General features: G+C 38.8%; 14 protein-coding genes and 1 tRNA gene. 10 read left to right on the forward strand and 5 right to left on the reverse strand.

Annotated features, from left to right (window positions below):
* Window positions 1-5 precede the first annotated feature (5 nt).
* A tRNA-Trp gene (locus M983_RS09290) sits at window positions 6-81 on the forward strand.
* 240 nt (window positions 82-321) lie between these two features.
* On the opposite strand, the gene hdfR is transcribed toward M983_RS09290, so the two are convergent.
* On the reverse strand, window positions 322-1,146 hold the full coding sequence (gene hdfR, locus M983_RS09295; RefSeq protein ID WP_066749781.1) for an HTH-type transcriptional regulator HdfR: 825 nt from the start codon (window positions 1,144-1,146) through the stop codon (window positions 322-324).
* Window positions 1,147-1,261: 115 nt separating this feature from the next.
* On the opposite strand from hdfR, the gene M983_RS09300 reads away from it, so the two are divergent.
* Window positions 1,262-1,600, forward strand: coding sequence for a MaoP family protein (locus M983_RS09300; protein WP_066749782.1), 339 nt, complete (start codon window positions 1,262-1,264; stop codon window positions 1,598-1,600).
* 47 nt (window positions 1,601-1,647) lie between these two features.
* Here M983_RS09300 and M983_RS09305 read toward each other — a convergent pair whose 3' ends face one another.
* Complete coding sequence (locus M983_RS09305) at window positions 1,648-3,180, reverse strand: YifB family Mg chelatase-like AAA ATPase (RefSeq protein WP_066749783.1); 1,533 nt, start codon at window positions 3,178-3,180, stop codon at window positions 1,648-1,650.
* A 444-nt stretch (window positions 3,181-3,624) separates the two neighbouring features.
* On the opposite strand from M983_RS09305, the gene ilvL reads away from it, so the two are divergent.
* From ilvL to ilvA, 6 genes are all read left to right on the forward strand, one after another.
* Entirely contained in the window at window positions 3,625-3,726 is a 102-nt protein-coding gene (gene ilvL / locus M983_RS17070; protein WP_074388162.1) for an ilv operon leader peptide, read from the forward strand.
* A gap of 129 nt (window positions 3,727-3,855) precedes the next feature.
* Window positions 3,856-5,505, forward strand: a complete 1,650-nt coding sequence (ilvG, locus tag M983_RS09310) for an acetolactate synthase 2 catalytic subunit (RefSeq protein ID WP_066749784.1) — start codon at window positions 3,856-3,858, stop codon at window positions 5,503-5,505.
* Window positions 5,502-5,777 carry an acetolactate synthase 2 small subunit gene (ilvM, locus tag M983_RS09315; RefSeq protein WP_066749785.1) on the forward strand — a complete coding sequence of 92 codons (276 nt, stop codon included), beginning with the start codon at window positions 5,502-5,504 and terminating at the stop codon, window positions 5,775-5,777. Before ilvG ends, ilvM begins: the two co-directional genes overlap by 4 nt.
* A 10-nt stretch (window positions 5,778-5,787) precedes the next feature.
* Window positions 5,788-6,714, forward strand: a complete 927-nt coding sequence (locus tag M983_RS09320) for a branched-chain amino acid transaminase (RefSeq protein WP_066749786.1) — start codon at window positions 5,788-5,790, stop codon at window positions 6,712-6,714.
* A gap of 69 nt (window positions 6,715-6,783) precedes the next feature.
* Complete coding sequence (gene ilvD / locus M983_RS09325) at window positions 6,784-8,634, forward strand: dihydroxy-acid dehydratase (protein WP_066749787.1); 1,851 nt, start codon at window positions 6,784-6,786, stop codon at window positions 8,632-8,634.
* 2 nt (window positions 8,635-8,636) lie between these two features.
* Window positions 8,637-10,211, forward strand: a complete 1,575-nt coding sequence (ilvA, locus tag M983_RS09330; RefSeq protein ID WP_066749788.1) for a threonine ammonia-lyase, biosynthetic — start codon at window positions 8,637-8,639, stop codon at window positions 10,209-10,211.
* Here the strand turns inward: ilvA and ilvY are convergent.
* Complete coding sequence (gene ilvY, locus M983_RS09335; protein WP_066749789.1) at window positions 10,197-11,084, reverse strand: HTH-type transcriptional activator IlvY; 888 nt, start codon at window positions 11,082-11,084, stop codon at window positions 10,197-10,199. The two genes, ilvA and ilvY, sit on opposite strands and share 15 nt — an antisense overlap.
* Before the next feature lie 172 nt (window positions 11,085-11,256).
* Here ilvY and ilvC point away from each other — a divergent pair, with 172 nt between their 5' ends.
* On the forward strand, window positions 11,257-12,732 hold the full coding sequence (gene ilvC / locus M983_RS09340; protein WP_066749790.1) for a ketol-acid reductoisomerase: 1,476 nt from the start codon (window positions 11,257-11,259) through the stop codon (window positions 12,730-12,732).
* 212 nt (window positions 12,733-12,944) lie between these two features.
* Window positions 12,945-14,966: a DNA helicase Rep gene (gene rep / locus M983_RS09345; protein ID WP_066749791.1), complete on the forward strand. Its 2,022-nt coding sequence runs from the start codon at window positions 12,945-12,947 to the stop codon at window positions 14,964-14,966.
* Between the two features lie 75 nt (window positions 14,967-15,041).
* On the opposite strand, the gene gppA is transcribed toward rep, so the two are convergent.
* Together gppA and rhlB are read right to left on the reverse strand one after the other, a co-directional pair.
* Window positions 15,042-16,550: a guanosine-5'-triphosphate,3'-diphosphate diphosphatase gene (gene gppA, locus M983_RS09350; RefSeq protein WP_066749792.1), complete on the reverse strand. Its 1,509-nt coding sequence runs from the start codon at window positions 16,548-16,550 to the stop codon at window positions 15,042-15,044.
* 3 nt (window positions 16,551-16,553) lie between these two features.
* Complete coding sequence (gene rhlB / locus M983_RS09355) at window positions 16,554-17,852, reverse strand: ATP-dependent RNA helicase RhlB (protein WP_066749793.1); 1,299 nt, start codon at window positions 17,850-17,852, stop codon at window positions 16,554-16,556.
* Window positions 17,853-17,886 lie beyond the last annotated feature (34 nt).

Here is a 17,886-nt window from a genome sequence, read left to right on the forward strand (position 1 = left end):
TATTTAGGGGCGTAGTTCAATTGGTAGAGCACCGGTCTCCAAAACCGGGTGTTGGGAGTTCGAGTCTCTCCGCCCCTGCCAGTTACCACTAAGTAATAACAAAATTTATACTTCTTTGTAGCCCAGTTATTTGACTGGGCTTTTTGTTATCCTAATTTCCTCTGTCGATATTTTCTCTATTTCCACTATCTAGTTAATCATTATTAATACGTTGAATGAGATAAAATATATATCAAAAAGCACCGATATTTTATTTCTCATAATATTTTTACTATTTTATGAGAGTTTTAATATCGGTGCTTTTTATTATGTAGATGGTTATTACTGATTTTGTTCTATTGGTTTATTTAATAATTGTTCGATTAGCGCTTGTTGATCGCTGTTTTTTAGCCAAACAGCAAATAATGGTTTTTGAATAGATAGCGTTGAAGCTAATGACAAATCATCATAAAGGGTGAGCCAATGGGTGGGTAAAAACGCCAAAGCATGAGTTGTTTTCATCAACTGATAAGCAATCATTGCAGAATTTGTTGTTAAAATGGGATCAACTTTTTGTTCATCCTCATTGAGGATAAAATGTGAGGTATCTGCACTCCATTCTATCTTGATAAATTGTGCTGTTTTTTCTCTTTTTGATGATGAAATTTTCATCAATTGAAGCGAAATCTGTCCTAAGATTTTACTTTCTAACTCATCCATTTTTGGCGCTTCTGTCGTAAACAGAAGATCGAGCTCTCTCGCATGGAGTTGTTTAACGAGAGACTGCCTTGTGGAGACTCTAGATTCGATTCTAAGCCCTTTTTTATCTAGATAAGAACTTTGTAGCCATGGTGTCAAATAAGCTTCCCACAATGAGGCTGTGGCGCCAATTGAAAGTTCAGAATGCTGTGATGCATGGCTTATCTCTTTTTTTGCCATCAGCCATGTATTCATTAATGATTCAGCGTATGGAATAAGACGTTCACCAGCAACTGTTAGACGAATATTATTACGATGTCGAGTAAAAAGATTCGTTCCTAGCTGAGTTTCTAACTGTCTTATTCTAAAACTGACCGCAGACTGTGTTAGATAAAGAGATTCAGCGGCTCTGCCAAAGTGTCTTGTCTTACTGACTTCCAAAAAGGTTTTCAGTAATTCGGTATCCACATCTATCTCCAAAAAAATTTGTCGTTACGATTTAAATATTTTGTTTTACAGAACTGCATGACTCCCTAATACTCCGCGCCATAAGTATGACGTTAGAGAATTAGGAGTGTGTCAGATGGCAGAAAGTTTTATCACGACTAACCGTTTTTTTGACAATAAACATTATCCGCGTGGTTTTTCTCGTCATGGCGATTTCACTATCAAGGAAGCCCAGATATTGGAACGTCATGGTCAAGCTTTTAACGAACTTGATTTAGGTAAACGAGATCCTTCGACTGAAGTGGAAAAATTATTTGTTGCCATGTGTCGTGGCGAGCGAGAAGCAGCAACGGTTGAAGAAAAAATTTGGAAAAAATATACAAGTCGTATAAGTCGTCCAAAACGTTTTCATACATTATCGGGTGGAAAGCCACAGCTCGATCCATCTGATGACTATACCGATTCTGATGATTAATATCATTAGTTTTAGTTAAAAAGGGGCGGTTTTCGCTCCTTTTTAACTTATTCATATAATTGTTTCTGTAAGTAGATCATTAATCTATCCATAGCACGAAAGCTCAATGCTTCAATCAAGTGCTCTCTCTTTATTCTTTCTGTATGTTCAAGATCAGCAATTGTACGAGATACTTTAAGTATTTTGTGCCAAGCTCGAATAGATAATCCCAATTTATTTAGAGTATCTTCAAGAAAAGTGGCATCTTCGGTTTTCAGTGAACAGTATTGTTCAATCTCTTTTCCTGTTAATCTTGAATTAATTTTTCCACAGCGTGCGAGTTGATATTCTCGCGCTTTAAGCACACGAGCTCTAACTTTTTCACTGTCTTCATTTGAAAGTGTGGGTTGAAGAAGGGCGCCTTGTGGTAATAATGGCATTTCGACAGATAAATCGAATCTATCTAAAAAAGGACCCGAAATTTTATTTAGATAGCGCATAATCTGTCTTACTGGTGTTCTATTATGTATTCCCTGATAATGCCCTGTAGGACTAGGATTGAATGCACCAATTAAAAGTACATCGGCAGGATAACTAATTTTGGCTTTTGCTCGAGAGATTGTAATTTTTCTAGCATCAAGAGGTTCTCTTAATGCATCAAGAACTCGCCTGTCAAACTCTGTTAACTCGTCTAAAAATAAAATACCATGGTGGGCTAAGGTTATTTCTCCAGGCTTAGGGATTGAACCACCGCCAGTTAACGCTATCGCAGAAGATGTATGATGAGGGGCTCGAAAAGGTCTTGATGGCCATTGTTCATCTTTATAAGCGACACCTCGCAGACTATTAATAATTAATACGTCTAGTGCCTCTTTCGTTGTCAATGGTGGTAAAAGAGTACTTACCCTTTGTGCTAGCATCGTTTTTCCTGTACCCGGCGGTCCAAGAAATAAAATATTGTGATTTCCCGCAGCAGTGATTTCAGCTGCCCTTTTTGCATTATTTTGACCAATAATATCACTAATATCTCTATTATCTTGAATTTTAATTGCGCTATTAAAACTTCCTTTTTTATTTTCAATTAATGGCGTGTTGCTTTCTAAGTAATGACAAATATCTAATAAATGAGAAGCTAATAACACAGAATTATTAGGCAAAAAGGAAACTTCATTCTTATGTTTGATAGAAACAATACTTATTCTATTATCTTTTGATGCACTGATAATTGAAGGAATAACAGCGTTAACTCTCTGTAATTGACCTGATAAAGCCAGTTCACCAAAAAACTCATAACTTGATAATTTTTCTGAAATTAATTGCTCTGATGCTATGAGGATTGCCAAAGCAATAGGTAAATCGTAACGTGCACCTTCTTTGGGCAAATCTGCGGGTGAAAGATTAATTGTTATTCTTTTTGCTGGGTAAATATAACCACTATTAATTAATGCACTTCTTACTCTATCTTTTGCTTCTTTCACTACTGTTTCAGGTAAGCCGACTAAGGTCAAACCCGGTAATCCTGGACTAATATGTGCTTCAATTGTAACAAGTGGTGCTGCGATCCCTAATGAGGCTCGAGTATATATTACGGCTAATGCCATTTTTATCCTCCATTATTTTTAATCCTTTTTTAAATTATTTTTACTCTTTTGTTAAATTAAAAGAAAATAAAATGAGAGGAGCTTCGTAAATATCATAAATATATAATAAAAAAGAAAATAATATTAAATTTAAATAGTATTTAAAATTATTTAACAGCTATTGTTTTACTTTGATTTCTTTAAAATTAATTATTTTCTGATGATTATTTTTATGACTAAATAAAAAACTTTTAACAGCATTAATGACTGTAAAAAATATTTGATTAAGAATTATGTTCTGTTTTGTTTTCAATAATAAAATAACGTTAAAATTCATAATGTTATAAATATTTCAAAAATACTTATTGTCAATCTAGAAATATCATGGTACCACTAAAAGAACAAAGTGAATGAAAACACAACAAACACACATATTAATTAAATAACAAAAGAATTTATAAAACTATGAATACTCTCGTCCTAGTGATTAGCCTAATTATTCTAAGCGTGGTGGTGATTATTATCCCACCGTGCGGGGCTGCACTAGGACGAAGAAAGGCTAAATAAACTAGCCAGATCGCTTAAAACCCCCGCACCGAAAGGCGCGGGGGTTTTTTTTAGCTCGAATTTTATGGAAAAGATTAAAACCGAAATAAACCTTTATTAAACAAAATATTAAGCTGGCAGGGTGAAAGAATGAATGGAGCACAGTGGTTAGTACAGGCATTACGACAACATCACGTTGATACCGTCTTTGGTTATCCTGGTGGTGCTATTATGCCCGTTTATGATGCACTTTATGATGGTGGTGTAGAACATATTTTATGTCGCCATGAGCAGGGAGCTGCTATTGCCGCGATTGGTTTTGCGCGTTCTACTGGTAAAACAGGTGTCTGTATCGCGACATCAGGCCCAGGCGCTACTAATGTTATCACAGGACTTGCTGATGCATTGTTAGACTCTGTGCCTGTTGTTGCTATCACAGGACAAGTTGCTTCTAACCTTATCGGCACAGATGCTTTCCAAGAAATCGATGTATTAGGTCTTTCATTGGCCTGTACAAAACACAGTTTTTTGGTATCACATATTGATGACTTGCCAAAGGTGCTTTCAGAAGCATTTACGATAGCATCTCAAGGACGCCCAGGGCCTGTTTTAGTTGATATCACTAAAGATGTTCAACTTGCAGATGCCTCCCATTTATTAACTTATCCATTCTCAGATGAGCAAGTATTCTCTTTTCCCAAAGAAGATATTGCCAATGCTAAGCAGATGTTAGCTCAATCCAAAAAACCTATTTTGTATATTGGTGGTGGGGTTGCAATGGGTAATGCGGTTGATGCATTAAGAAAGTTTGTTACGCAGACAAAGATCCCCGTTGTTTCAACCTTAAAAGGTCTAGGTTGTGCTGATGCTTTAGATGCTAACTATTTAGGTATGTTAGGAATGCATGGGACAAAAGCAGCTAATTATGCTGTTCAGCGTAGTGATTTGTTAATTGCTGTCGGTGCTCGCTTTGATGATCGTGTTACAGGACGATTAAATACATTTGCGCCTAATGCCAAAGTCATTCATATCGATATAGATAATGCCGAATTAAATAAATTAAAACAGGCATATATCGGCTTATTAGGTGATGCCAAGGAATTATTGCCTACACTTACTCAGCCTTTAGATATTTCATCATGGCAAAACGAAGTTCAGGACTTAAAAGCAGATTATGCTTGGCGTTACGATCATCCAGGCTCAGCGATATATGCTCCATTATTGTTGAAACAATTATCAGACGCCAAACCTAAAAATACCGTTGTAACAACAGATGTTGGCCAGCATCAAATGTGGTCGGCGCAACATATGACATTTGATGCACCTGAAAATTTTATCACCTCAAGTGGTTTAGGCACCATGGGATTTGGTATCCCGGCGGCTGTTGGTGCTCAAATTGCTAGACCTGATGCTTGTGTTATCTGCGTCTCAGGTGACGGCTCTTTTATGATGAATGTGCAGGAATTGGGCACAATCAAACGTAAACAATTACCAATCAAACTGGTGTTATTAGATAACCAACGTCTTGGTATGGTTCGCCAATGGCAAGAGCTATTTTTTGAACAACGCTATAGCGAAACAATTTTAACTGACAACCCTGATTTTGTTGCCTTAGCGAATGCTTTTGAAATTCCAGGACAACGTATTACCGAAAAATCACAGGTTGCAGATGCAATCAAAAATTTATTAGAGAGCAAAGGCCCTTATTTATTACAGGTGTCTATTGATGATGCAGAGAATGTCTGGCCATTAGTTCCGCCGGGCGCAAGTAATGATGAGATGATGGAGAAATCACAATGAACCAACACAATATCACAATTGAAGCCCGTTCTTGCCCAGAAATTTTAGAACGTATCTTGAGAGTTATTCGCCACCGTGGTTTTAATATATGCTCCATGAATATGGAACTCACGGAAAGTAATAATATAAATCTTGCTCTGACTGTGAGTAGTCAACGACCTTTAGACCTATTATGTAGCCAGTTAACAAAGTTAGCTGATGTTGCCGGTATTGAGGTCTTACATCAACAAAAAGAAAAATTACATTTCATTGGTTCCCTTGGAGCCATGTAAGGATAAAAGAATGACAAAGCAAGCTGATTATATTTGGTTTAACGGTGAAATGGTTCCATGGGCTGATGCTAAGGTTCACGTTATGTCCCATGCATTACATTATGGAACATCTGTTTTTGAAGGGGTGCGTTGTTACGATTCGCATAAAGGACCTGTTGTCTTTCGTCATCGTGAGCATATGCAACGTTTACATGATTCAGCCAAAATTTATCGTATGCCTGTAGAACAAAGTGTCGATGAATTGATGGAAGCATGCCGTGCAACTTTACGTAAAAATAAATTAGTCAGCGCTTATATTCGTCCATTAGTGTTTATTGGTGATGTTGGTATGGGCGTTAATCCGCCAGAAGGTTATAAAACAGATGTTATTATTGCAGCATTCCCATGGGGTGCTTATTTAGGCGAAGAGGCATTAGATAAAGGTATTGATGCAATGGTTTCTTCTTGGCACCGTGCTGCGCCTAATACAATTCCAACTGCCGCAAAAGCGGGCGGTAACTATCTTTCTTCTTTACTTGTTGGTAGTGAAGCTCGTCGTCACGGATATCAAGAAGGTATTGCATTAGATGTTCATGGCTATTTATCTGAAGGTGCGGGTGAAAATCTTTTTGAAGTTAAAGATGGCGTTATTTTTACCCCTCCTTTTACCTCATCTGCGCTACCAGGTATTACGCGAGATGCGATTATCAAATTAGCAAAAGATTTAGGTTATGAAATTCGTGAACAAGTGCTTTCGCGTGAGTCTCTTTATCTTGCTGATGAAGTTTTCATGTCAGGAACGGCAGCAGAAATTACACCAGTTCGTAGTGTTGATGGTATCCAAGTGGGTATTGGTCGTTGTGGGCCTGTTACAAAATCAATTCAAAAAGCGTTCTTTGGCCTATTTTCTGGTGAGACAGAAGATAAATACGGCTGGTTAGATCCCGTAAATCCATAATCATAAACATATAAATATATTTGCGAGTAGATGTTCCCTACTCGCCTTATTATTGCAGGAGTGTGAAAAATGCCTAAATACCGTTCAGCGACAACAACTCATGGTCGCAATATGGCTGGTGCACGCGCCTTATGGCGTGCAACGGGAATGACAGATGCTGATTTTGGTAAACCCATTATCGCTGTAGTGAACTCATTTACTCAATTCGTACCAGGTCATGTGCATCTGCGGGATTTAGGAAAACTTGTTGCTGAGCAAATTGAAGTAGCAGGTGGTGTGGCTAAAGAATTTAATACAATTGCAGTCGATGATGGTATAGCAATGGGGCATGGTGGCATGCTTTATTCTTTACCTTCTCGTGAACTGATAGCTGACTCTGTTGAATATATGGTTAACGCACACTGTGCTGATGCCATGGTGTGTATCTCTAACTGTGACAAAATCACACCGGGAATGTTGATGGCCTCTTTGCGCTTAAATATTCCTGTTATTTTTGTCTCAGGTGGTCCTATGGAAGCGGGTAAAACTAAATTATCCGATCAATTGATCAAATTAGATCTTGTTGATGCTATGGTTCAAGGTGCTAATCCAAATGTAAGTGATGCAGATAGTGAGCAAATAGAGCGTTCAGCTTGCCCTACATGTGGGTCTTGTTCTGGCATGTTTACCGCGAACTCCATGAACTGTTTAACAGAAGCATTAGGATTATCTCAACCAGGTAATGGCTCATTACTTGCGACCCATGCTGATCGCGAAAAATTATTTATCAATGCGGGTAAGCGTATTGTGGAATTGACTAAGCGTTATTATGAGCAAGATGATGAATCTGCATTACCTCGTAATATTGCTAAAAAAGAAGCTTTTGAGAATGCAATGATCTTAGATATTGCAATGGGGGGTTCTACTAATACGGTATTACACTTATTAGCGGCAGCTCAAGAAGGTGAAATTGATTTTACAATGGATGATATCGACAGATTATCTCGCCAAGTTCCTCATTTATGTAAAGTCGCGCCAAGTACACCAAAATACCATATGGAAGATGTCCATCGTGCTGGTGGTGTTATGGGTATTTTAGGGGAGCTAGATAGAGCAGATTTACTCAATCGAAATGTAAAAAATATCTTAGGTTTGGATTTACCAGCGACTTTGGCGCAGTTTGATATTATGCAAACTGCTGATGAAGAAGTGAAATCAATGTATCAAGCAGGACCTGCTGGTATTCGTACAACAAAAGCATTTTCTCAAGATTGTCGTTGGCCAACATTAGATACAGACCGTGATAATGGCTGTATTCGTCGTAAAGAGTCTGCGTATAGCCAAGATGGTGGACTTGCCGTGTTATCAGGTAATTTAGCCGAAGATGGCTGTATTGTAAAAACTGCCGGTGTTGATGAAGGAAGCTTAATATTCAAAGGCCCCGCAAAAGTATACGAAAGCCAAGATGATGCAGTAGAAGCGATTTTAAGCGGTAAAGTTATCGCGGGTGATGTGGTCATTATTCGCTATGAAGGCCCTAAAGGGGGGCCAGGAATGCAAGAGATGCTCTATCCCACTTCTTATTTAAAATCAATGGGATTAGGCAAGGAATGTGCGTTGATTACGGATGGTCGCTTTTCTGGTGGTACATCAGGATTATCAATAGGACACGTCTCACCAGAAGCAGCAAATGGGGGTGTTATTGGTTTAGTCGAAGAAGGCGATATTGTTTCTATCAATATTCCAACGCGAGAAATCTCGTTAAATGTTGATGATAAAACATTAGTAGCACGGCGTAATGCACAAAATGCACGTTGTAAACAAGCGTGGACACCTAAACAAAGAGAACGCCAAGTATCGTTTGCATTACGAGCTTATGCCTCTTTAGCGATGAGTGCTGATAAAGGCGCTGTTCGTGATAAATCAAAATTAGGAGGCTAAGAATGAGTGCCTTTAGACCTCTAAGTTCAGCACCAAGTGGTGCTGAATACCTAAAAGCCGCATTAAGTGCGCCAGTTTATGAAGCGGCTATAGTGACACCACTGCAAGAGATGACAAAAATTTCTCAGCGTTTAGACAATACTATTTTGGTTAAACGAGAAGATAGACAGCCCGTTCATAGTTTCAAATTACGTGGTGCTTACGCCATGATTGCGGGATTAACGCCAGAGCAAAAAGCGAAAGGTGTTGTTACAGCATCAGCAGGCAATCATGCTCAAGGTGTTGCATTATCAGCTAATCGTATGGGTATTAAAGCACTTATTGTTATGCCTGTTGCTACCGCTGATATCAAAGTTGATGCAGTGAAGCAATTTGGTGGTGAAGCTTTACTCTATGGCGATAATTTTGATGAAGCCAAAGCTAAGGCTATCTCACTTTCTCAAGAAATGGGGTATACCTTTGTTCCTCCTTTTGATCATCCAGCTGTGATTGCAGGGCAAGCGACACTTGCAATGGAGTTGCTACAACAAGATGTTCATCTTGATCGTATTTTTGTTCCTGTTGGTGGTGGTGGTTTGATTGCGGGGGTTGCTGTACTTATCAAACAACTGATGCCTGAAATTAAAGTTATTGGTGTTGAAGCAGAAGATGCGGCATGTTTAAAAGCAGCTTTAGAGGCAGGTCATCCTGTTGAATTACCTCGAGTTGGCTTATTTGCAGAGGGTGTTGCAGTAAAACGTATTGGTGATGAAACATTTCGTTTATGCCAAAAATATGTTGATGATGTCATAACGGTGGGTAGCGATGCGATTTGTGCCGCAGTCAAAGATCTCTTTGAAGATGTACGTGCGATTGCTGAGCCCTCAGGGGCACTCGCATTAGCCGGTTTGAAAAAATATGTTGAAGAACATCAAATAAAAGGCGAGCGCTTAGCTCACGTACTTTCAGGGGCTAATGTAAATTTTCATGGTTTACGTTATGTTTCTGAACGTTGTGAATTAGGTGAAAAACGCGAGGCACTGTTTGCTGTCACTATTCCTGAACAAAAAGGAAGTTTTCTACGTTTTTGCCAAATTTTAGGTCAACGTGTTGTGACAGAGTTTAATTATCGTTACAGCGATACTGATCCCCAAAATGCCCGTATTTTTGTTGGAGTTCGGTTAAACCAAGGTACTCAAGAGCGTAAAGAGATCATTCGCGAGCTAATAACAGCAGGTTATCAAGTCTCTGATTTATCTGATGATGAGATGGCAAAATTACATGTGCGTTATATGGTGGGTGGTCGTCCTAATAAGCCATTAAAAGAGCGTTTATTTAGTTTTGAATTTCCTGAATCACCAGGGGCATTAATGAAGTTCCTTAAAACATTAGGAACGTATTGGAATATTACCCTTTTTCATTATCGTAGCCATGGTACCGATTATGGGCGTGTTCTTGTTGCATTTGAATTGCCAGAAACAGAAGGGCGATTTGATAGGCATCTTGATGCGTTAGGCTATGAATATCATGATGAGACGGGAAATCCTTCTTTCCAGTTATTTTTATCGCCTCAAACCCACGATTCATTCGTGGAGTAATCGCCAAAATGCATTGATAACGGGTTCTTGAAGGCGTTTGTCTAAACCGCAAACGCCAAGCTCAAAAGGTTCTACCATTGAGATATTATCAAGTAATGAAATGCGATTACGTATTGGTTCAGGACAATTATCAACGACAACCTGTGGAATAAGCGCAATACCACAGCCCAATGCAACCATAGAAACGATGGCTTCATGGCCTGATACAGTGGCATAAATTGATGGATTATGGATACGATGGCGTTTAAACCATAGTGTAATTCGCTGCCTTGAAGGGCCATGCTCGGGAATAATAAACGGAATATTACGCCAGTCAGGGTGTTCTTGTGTTGCAAGTTGTCGAATATTACACGGCAGAGCAGGTGCAATTAATACTAATGGAATTTCGCCTATTTTTTCAAAATTGATATTTTCAGGCAATTTTTCTGGTTTACCTGCAATACCTAAATCAGCTTCATCTGATAAAACTTTATTAAGTGCATCAGCCGCATCACCGGTTGTAAGCTTTATCTCAACTAAAGGATTTTCAGCGCGAAAACGGTCAAGTATAGGCGGTAAGTGGCTATAAGCTGCCGTTACTGAGCAAAATAAACGTAACTCTCCTGATAGAGAAGGGCTGTTTTGATTTAAGGCATGCTGTAGTTGCTTATATTGCAACAAAGTTTGTTGAGCATAGCGCTTTAGCTGCTCACCTGCAGATGTTAGCGTAACTTGACGATTATCTCGTAAAAAAAGCGGGTGACCTAAGTTTTCCTCAAGGCGTTGAATTTGTCTTGATAGCGTAGAAGGACTGACGTGCATGGCTTGCGCTGTTTTCGTGAAATGGCAACTTTGAGCAAGATGTAAGAAAAGCTTGAGATCACGAATATCCATTATCAGTTGCCTATTTTAATGAAAAAAGTGTGTTGCATATTTTGCAACGTCATCTTGTAAATATATCAATTTAAGCAATGGCTTTCATCCCCTATAGTAAAGTCATGCAACACCTCACAGAAAGTGAGGATAACAATAGCAAACACATACATAACAATTTTGGAGTCGTCCCATGGCTAACTATTTTAATACATTAAATCTGCGTCAGCAGTTATCACAATTAGGTAAGTGTCGTTTTATGTCTCGTGAAGAATTCGTAGATGAGGCAAATTATCTAAAAGGCAAAAAAATTGTTATTGTCGGTTGTGGTGCTCAAGGTTTAAACCAAGGTTTAAATATGCGTGATTCAGGCTTAAATATCGCATATGCATTACGACAAGAAGCTATCGATGAGAAACGTGCATCATGGCGTCGTGCGTCAGAAAACGGCTTTGAAGTGGGTACTTATGAAGCATTAATTCCACAAGCAGATTTAGTTGTTAACTTAACGCCAGACAAACAGCATTCTGCCGTAGTTCAAGTTGTTCAGCCATTAATGAAAACAGGTGCTGCATTAGGTTATTCTCACGGTTTTAATATCGTTGAGGTGGGTGAGCAAATCCGTGATGACATCACCGTTGTGATGGTAGCACCAAAATGTCCAGGTACAGAAGTACGTGAAGAATACAAACGTGGTTTCGGTGTACCAACATTGATTGCTGTTCACCCTGAAAATGATGCTAAAGGCGAAGGAATGGCGATTGCCAAAGCATGGGCAGCAGCAACGGGTGGGCATCGTGCTGGTGTTTTAGAATCTTCTTTTGTTGCTGAAGTAAAATCAGACTTAATGGGTGAGCAAACTATTTTGTGCGGCATGTTACAAGCAGGCTCTCTGTTATGTTATGACAAAATGATTGCTGATGGTGTTGAACCAGGCTATGCAGGAAAATTAATTCAGTTTGGTTGGGAAACGATTACAGAAGCCTTGAAACAAGGTGGGATCACCTTGATGATGGATAGATTATCAAACCCAGCAAAACAACGTGCTTATGCATTATCTGAGCAATTAAAAGAGATTATGGCACCACTGTTTGCAAAACATATGGATGACATTATTTCAGGTAAATTCTCTGAAACAATGATGGCAGACTGGGCAAATGACGATAAAAACTTGCTGACATGGCGCGAAGAGACAGGCGCAAGTCCATTTGAGAATTATCCAGAATTTGATGGCAAAATCAGTGAGCAAGAGTATTTCGATCACGGTGTTTTAATGGTTGCAATGGTTAAAGCAGGTGTTGAATTAGCATTTGATACCATGATTGAAGCAGGAATTATTGCAGAATCAGCTTATTATGAATCGCTGCATGAATTGCCATTAATCGCGAATACTATTGCCCGTAAACGCTTATATGAAATGAATGTTGTTATTTCAGATACAGCAGAATACGGTAACTATCTGTTCTCATTTGCGGTTGTTCCAATGCTAAAAGAATTTATGTCTACGTTACAAAGCGGTGATTTAGCAAAACAAGTTCAAGACAATGGCACTGATAACGCACAATTACGTGATATCAATGAAGCAATTCGCCAACATCCAATTGAGACTGTTGGTAAAACATTACGTGGTTATATGACAGATATGAAACGTATCTCTGTTGGTGGGTAATTTGTTGTTCTTTATGTGATAAAAAGCGTAAGAATAAGAGTAAAATTTACTCTATTGAAGACCGTATTTCTTAAATGAAATACGGTTTTTTATTTTTATAGCTTGGGCAATAGAGTTTGAGAAATTAGAAATAGGTAATGACTCAAGACTTTGGTTAGTTTCTGCTACAATTGTGCCCGTTATATTATTTATTGATGAAGCTTGGAAAACGTATGCGATTAAATCCTGGTCAGCAAAAAGCAGTAGAATATGTGTCAGGCCCTTGTTTGGTCTTGGCCGGTGCCGGCTCAGGTAAGACGAGAGTGATCACTAATAAAATCGCTTACCTTATTCGTCAATGTCGCTATCCTGCAAAACAGATTGCAGCGGTGACATTTACCAATAAAGCGGCTCGTGAAATGAAAGAGCGTGTAAGCCAAACATTAGGTAAGCAAGAAGCAAAAGGATTAATGATTTCTACATTCCATACGTTAGGTTTGGAAATTATTAAGCGTGAATACAAAGCTCTAGATATCAAATCTAATTTTTCGTTATTTGACGATCAGGATCAATCAGCACTATTAAAAGAATTAACGGCTAATCTGTTAGAAGAAGACAAAGATCTATTATCCCAATTAAAAAGCCAGATCTCTAATTGGAAAAATGATCTCTTAACACCCGATCAAGCAAGAGGAATGGCAAGATCAGAGCAAGATCATACTTTTGCTGAGTGTTTTCGTCGATATGAAAAGCATTTACGTAGTTGCAATGTTCTTGATTTTGACGATTTGATTAGCCGTCCTACGCTTTTATTACGCACAAATAACGAGGTTAGAGAACGTTGGCAACAACGTATTCGTTATTTGCTGGTGGATGAATATCAAGATACCAATACCAGTCAATATGAGCTTGTTAAATGGCTAGTGGGCGAAAGAGCACGTTTTACGGTTGTTGGTGATGATGACCAATCTATTTATTCTTGGCGTGGTGCGCGCCCTCAAAACTTAATGTTATTACAACAGGATTTTCCTCAGCTAAATGTCATAAAGCTGGAGCAGAATTATCGTTCTGCAGGACGTATTTTAAAATCAGCTAATATTTTAATTGAAAATAATCCCCATGTTTTTGAAAAGAAGTTATTTTCAGAATTAGGTTATGGTGATGAGCTTCGTGTTTTAACGGCAAACAATGAAGAGCATGAAGCGGAGCGTGTTGCGGGTGAATTAATTGCCCATCACTTTATCAATAAAACAAATTATAAAGATTACGCTATTTTATATCGAGGCAATCACCAATCACGTATTTTTGAAAAGTATTTGATGCAAAATCGTATTCCTTATCGTATTTCAGGTGAAACCTCATTTTTCTCACGAGAAGAAATTAAAGATATTTTGGCTTATCTTCGCGTTATCGTGAATGCAGATGATGATGCGGCTTTTTTACGTGTTGTGAACAAACCTCGTCGTGAAATTGGGCCAATGACAATTCAAAAATTAGGCGACTGGGCTCGAGTACGAGATAAAAGCTTATATAATGCCTGCTTTGATTTAGGATTAAGCCAAACTTTAACAGGGCGTGGTTTAGCTGCGCTACAAGGCTTCTCACAATGGATGTCTCGAATTGTTGAAAAATCACAGCGTGAGCCGTTATTAGCGGTGCGTGATTTACTCCATGAAATGGAGTATGAAAGCTGGCTATATGAAACGTCGAGTAGCGCTAAGGCTGCTGAAATGCGCATGAAAAATGTCAATCAGCTATTTTCATGGATGAGCGAAATGCTTGAAGGCGATGAATTACATGAGCCGATGACACTTTCTCAAGTCGTTAATCGGTTTACCTTGCGCGATATGATGGAAAGAGGCGAGTCTGAAGAAGAGCTTGACCAAGTACAATTAATGACTCTTCATGCATCAAAAGGGCTTGAGTTTCCACATGTATTTTTAGTGGGAATGGAAGAAGGCATTCTTCCTCATCAAAGTAGTATTGACGAAGATAATGTTGAAGAGGAACGACGTTTGGCTTATGTGGGTATTACAAGAGCACAAAAAACGTTAACATTCACGTTATGCAAAGAAAGGCGTCAATATGGTGAATTAATCAGACCTGAGCCAAGTCGCTTTCTTTATGAGTTACCTCAAGATGATTTAAATTGGGATACCAACAGAAAAAGAGTGCTAACGGCTGAAGAAAAACAAGAAAAAGGGCATAAAGCGGTTGCGGGATTAAAAGCAATGTTAGCTAAACATAAGTCATAAAAGAGTTACTTATAAAAAAGAACCCCTTGTCAATATTATGTTGCAAGGGGTTCTTTTTTATCAACGTAAAATGATTTAGCCCATACGTGAACTATTTTGTTCTTCAATCATTAAAGGCCAATGAACATAGCTTTGTAATTGCGTTTCTTCTTGAAGATTTTCAGCACGTAAAGGGTGCTCCGCAAGCCACTGATGAGGTAGCGTGATAATCAAATTTTCATCTTCAGTACGCAAACGTAATGCTGGTAACGTATCATCACGGCGTCGACTTGCAAAAATAATCGCTAAACGTAATAAGCGAGCTAATCGATAGGCTTGATTGATAGGGAGTGCATTTTGATGATTGAGTGGTGCAAGATCGATGATACCCGTCTGATTTCTTAATAAAGACGCGAGTAAGCGTCTTTGTGCAGGGGTATATCCTGGTAAATCAAGGTGAGATATCAGATAGCTGGCATGTGATGGTGCTTGGCGAAAATCAACACTGAGTCCAATTTCATGCAATGCACTTGCGCTATTTAGAAGCTCTCTACAGCGATTATCAAGTTGCCAACTTTTACTGACTTGAATAAAAAAGTGCTCAGCAAGTTGTTGTACTCGATGGGCTTGCTCAATATCAATCTGAAAACGGCGTTGGATATTGCGCAATGTACGTTGGCGTATATCTTGCTCGATAGGAAGGTGGAGCATGCCGTAAACTAAACCTTCACGTAATGCGCCACCTGCTAATATCATATTTTCAATATGTAATGTTTCAAAAATAGCGATTAAAATGGCAAGCCCGCTCGGAAAAACAAGCGCTCTTTCAAAGGTTAAACCGTCTATTTCTAGTTCTTCCACTTTTCCGCATTCAATCGCTTTTTGTTTGAGTCGCTCTAATTTAGGTAATGTAATTAATTCATCCATTCCTTGAGCTATCATGATTTCTTGTAACGCCTGCACTGTGCCCGATGCACCAACGCATACTTGCCAACCTTGTTCGATAAGTTTATCTGCAACAGGTTGAAGTATTGCTTTTGCCGCATCTTGTGCTTTAGTAAAGTTTTCTTGAGTTAGTGAGCGATCTGTAAAATAGCGTTCTAACCACGTCACACAGCCCATACTTAGGCTCATTAATTGCGTCGTTTTTGCGCCAGTCCCTGTCACTAGCTCAGTGCTACCTCCGCCAATATCAACAACTAAGCGTTGTTCAGCACCACCGGTAGTATGTGCTACACCACGATAAATCAGACGAGCTTCTTCCTCACCACTAATAACATGAACGGTATTACCTAGTATTTCAGAGGCTTTTTTTACAAAAACATCTGCATTATTAGCAAGGCGTAATGTTGCTGTCGCCACGACTCTTATTTGCTCTGGTGGAATATCTCGTAGATATTCAGAGAAGAGTCGTAAACATTGCCAACCACGTTCCATTGCTTGCTCTGATAGTTCATTTTCTTTGTTTAGACCAGCCGCTAATCGTACTTTGCGCTTAACTCGGGATAATACTTGTATTGATCCCGAAATTTCGCGAACGACTAACATGTGAAAGCTGTTAGAGCCTAAATCTATAGCTGCATAAAGTGATGAGGATTTCAGCATAATTTATGAATGACTCGGGCGTTTGTTACGATTATTACGTTGAGTATTATTACCTCTTCGAGGTCCTGAATTATTACGACGAGGTTGTCCTTGACGAGGACGATGACGACGTTTTGGTTCAGGAAGATCAGCTAATAATGCTTCACTATTATATTTACTCACCGGAATAGCATGTTGAATATACGTTTCTATTGCAGGTAAATTCAATGCATATTCTTCACACGCTAAGCTAATAGAGTTACCACTGTTTCCCGCTCTTCCTGTTCTACCAATACGGTGAACATAGTCTTCACAATCATCAGGTAAGTCATAGTTAAAAACATGAGTTACTGAAGGGATGTGTAAACCGCGAGCAGCAACATCGGTTGCCACTAAAATATCAATATTACCTTGTGTAAAATCTTCTAAAATACGTAGGCGTTTTTTCTGCGGAACATCACCTGTTAATAGACCAACACGATGTCCATCGGCAGCAAGATGTGCCCAGATATCATCACAACGGTGTTTAGTATTAGCAAAAATAATGCAGCGATCAGGCCATTCTTCTTCAATTAATGTTTGAAGAAGGCGCATTTTTTCTTCGTTTGAAGGATAAAAGAGTTCTTCTTTTATTCCTACACCTGTTTTTTGTTCTGGTTCAACTTCAACGTACTCTGGGTTATTCATTTGCTCAAAGGCAAGCTCTCTTACACGATAAGAGAGTGTTGCTGAAAACAACATATTAATACGCTCAGAAGCCGCTGGCATACGGCGGAAAAGCCAGCGAATATCTTTAATAAAACCCAGATCATACATTCTGTCAGCTTCATCAAGTACAACAACTTGAATTGCACTTAAGTCGATATGGCCTTGTTTAATATAATCAATTAAACGACCTGCAGTGCCGATAACGATATCAACACCATTATTTAATACTTTAAGTTGTTCATCATAGCCATCGCCACCGTAAGCGAGGCCCATTTTTAGTCCTGTACTTTGTGCTAACGCTTGTGCATCAGAGTAAATTTGCACTGCTAATTCACGCGTTGGTGCCATAATAAGAGCACGAGGTTGATTTTTTTCATGCCCTTCTTTTGCAGGGTGTGTTAAAAGATAATGAAACGTTGATGTTAAAAACGCCAGCGTTTTTCCTGTTCCTGTTTGGGCTTGCCCGGCAATGTCTTGACCTTTCACAGTGATAGGTAACGTCAATGCCTGAATTTGTGTACAATTAGAGAACCCTTTCTTCTCAAGGGCTTCTATCACTTTTGGATGCAAGGCGAAGTCGGAAAACTTCTTTTCTGTCAAATATGTTTTGCTCATAATGTAATAGAATATCAGTTATGGGTTGCATTAC

It is taken from the genome of Proteus myxofaciens ATCC 19692, from assembly GCF_001654855.1.
Taxonomy (GTDB): domain Bacteria; phylum Pseudomonadota; class Gammaproteobacteria; order Enterobacterales; family Enterobacteriaceae; genus Proteus; species Proteus myxofaciens.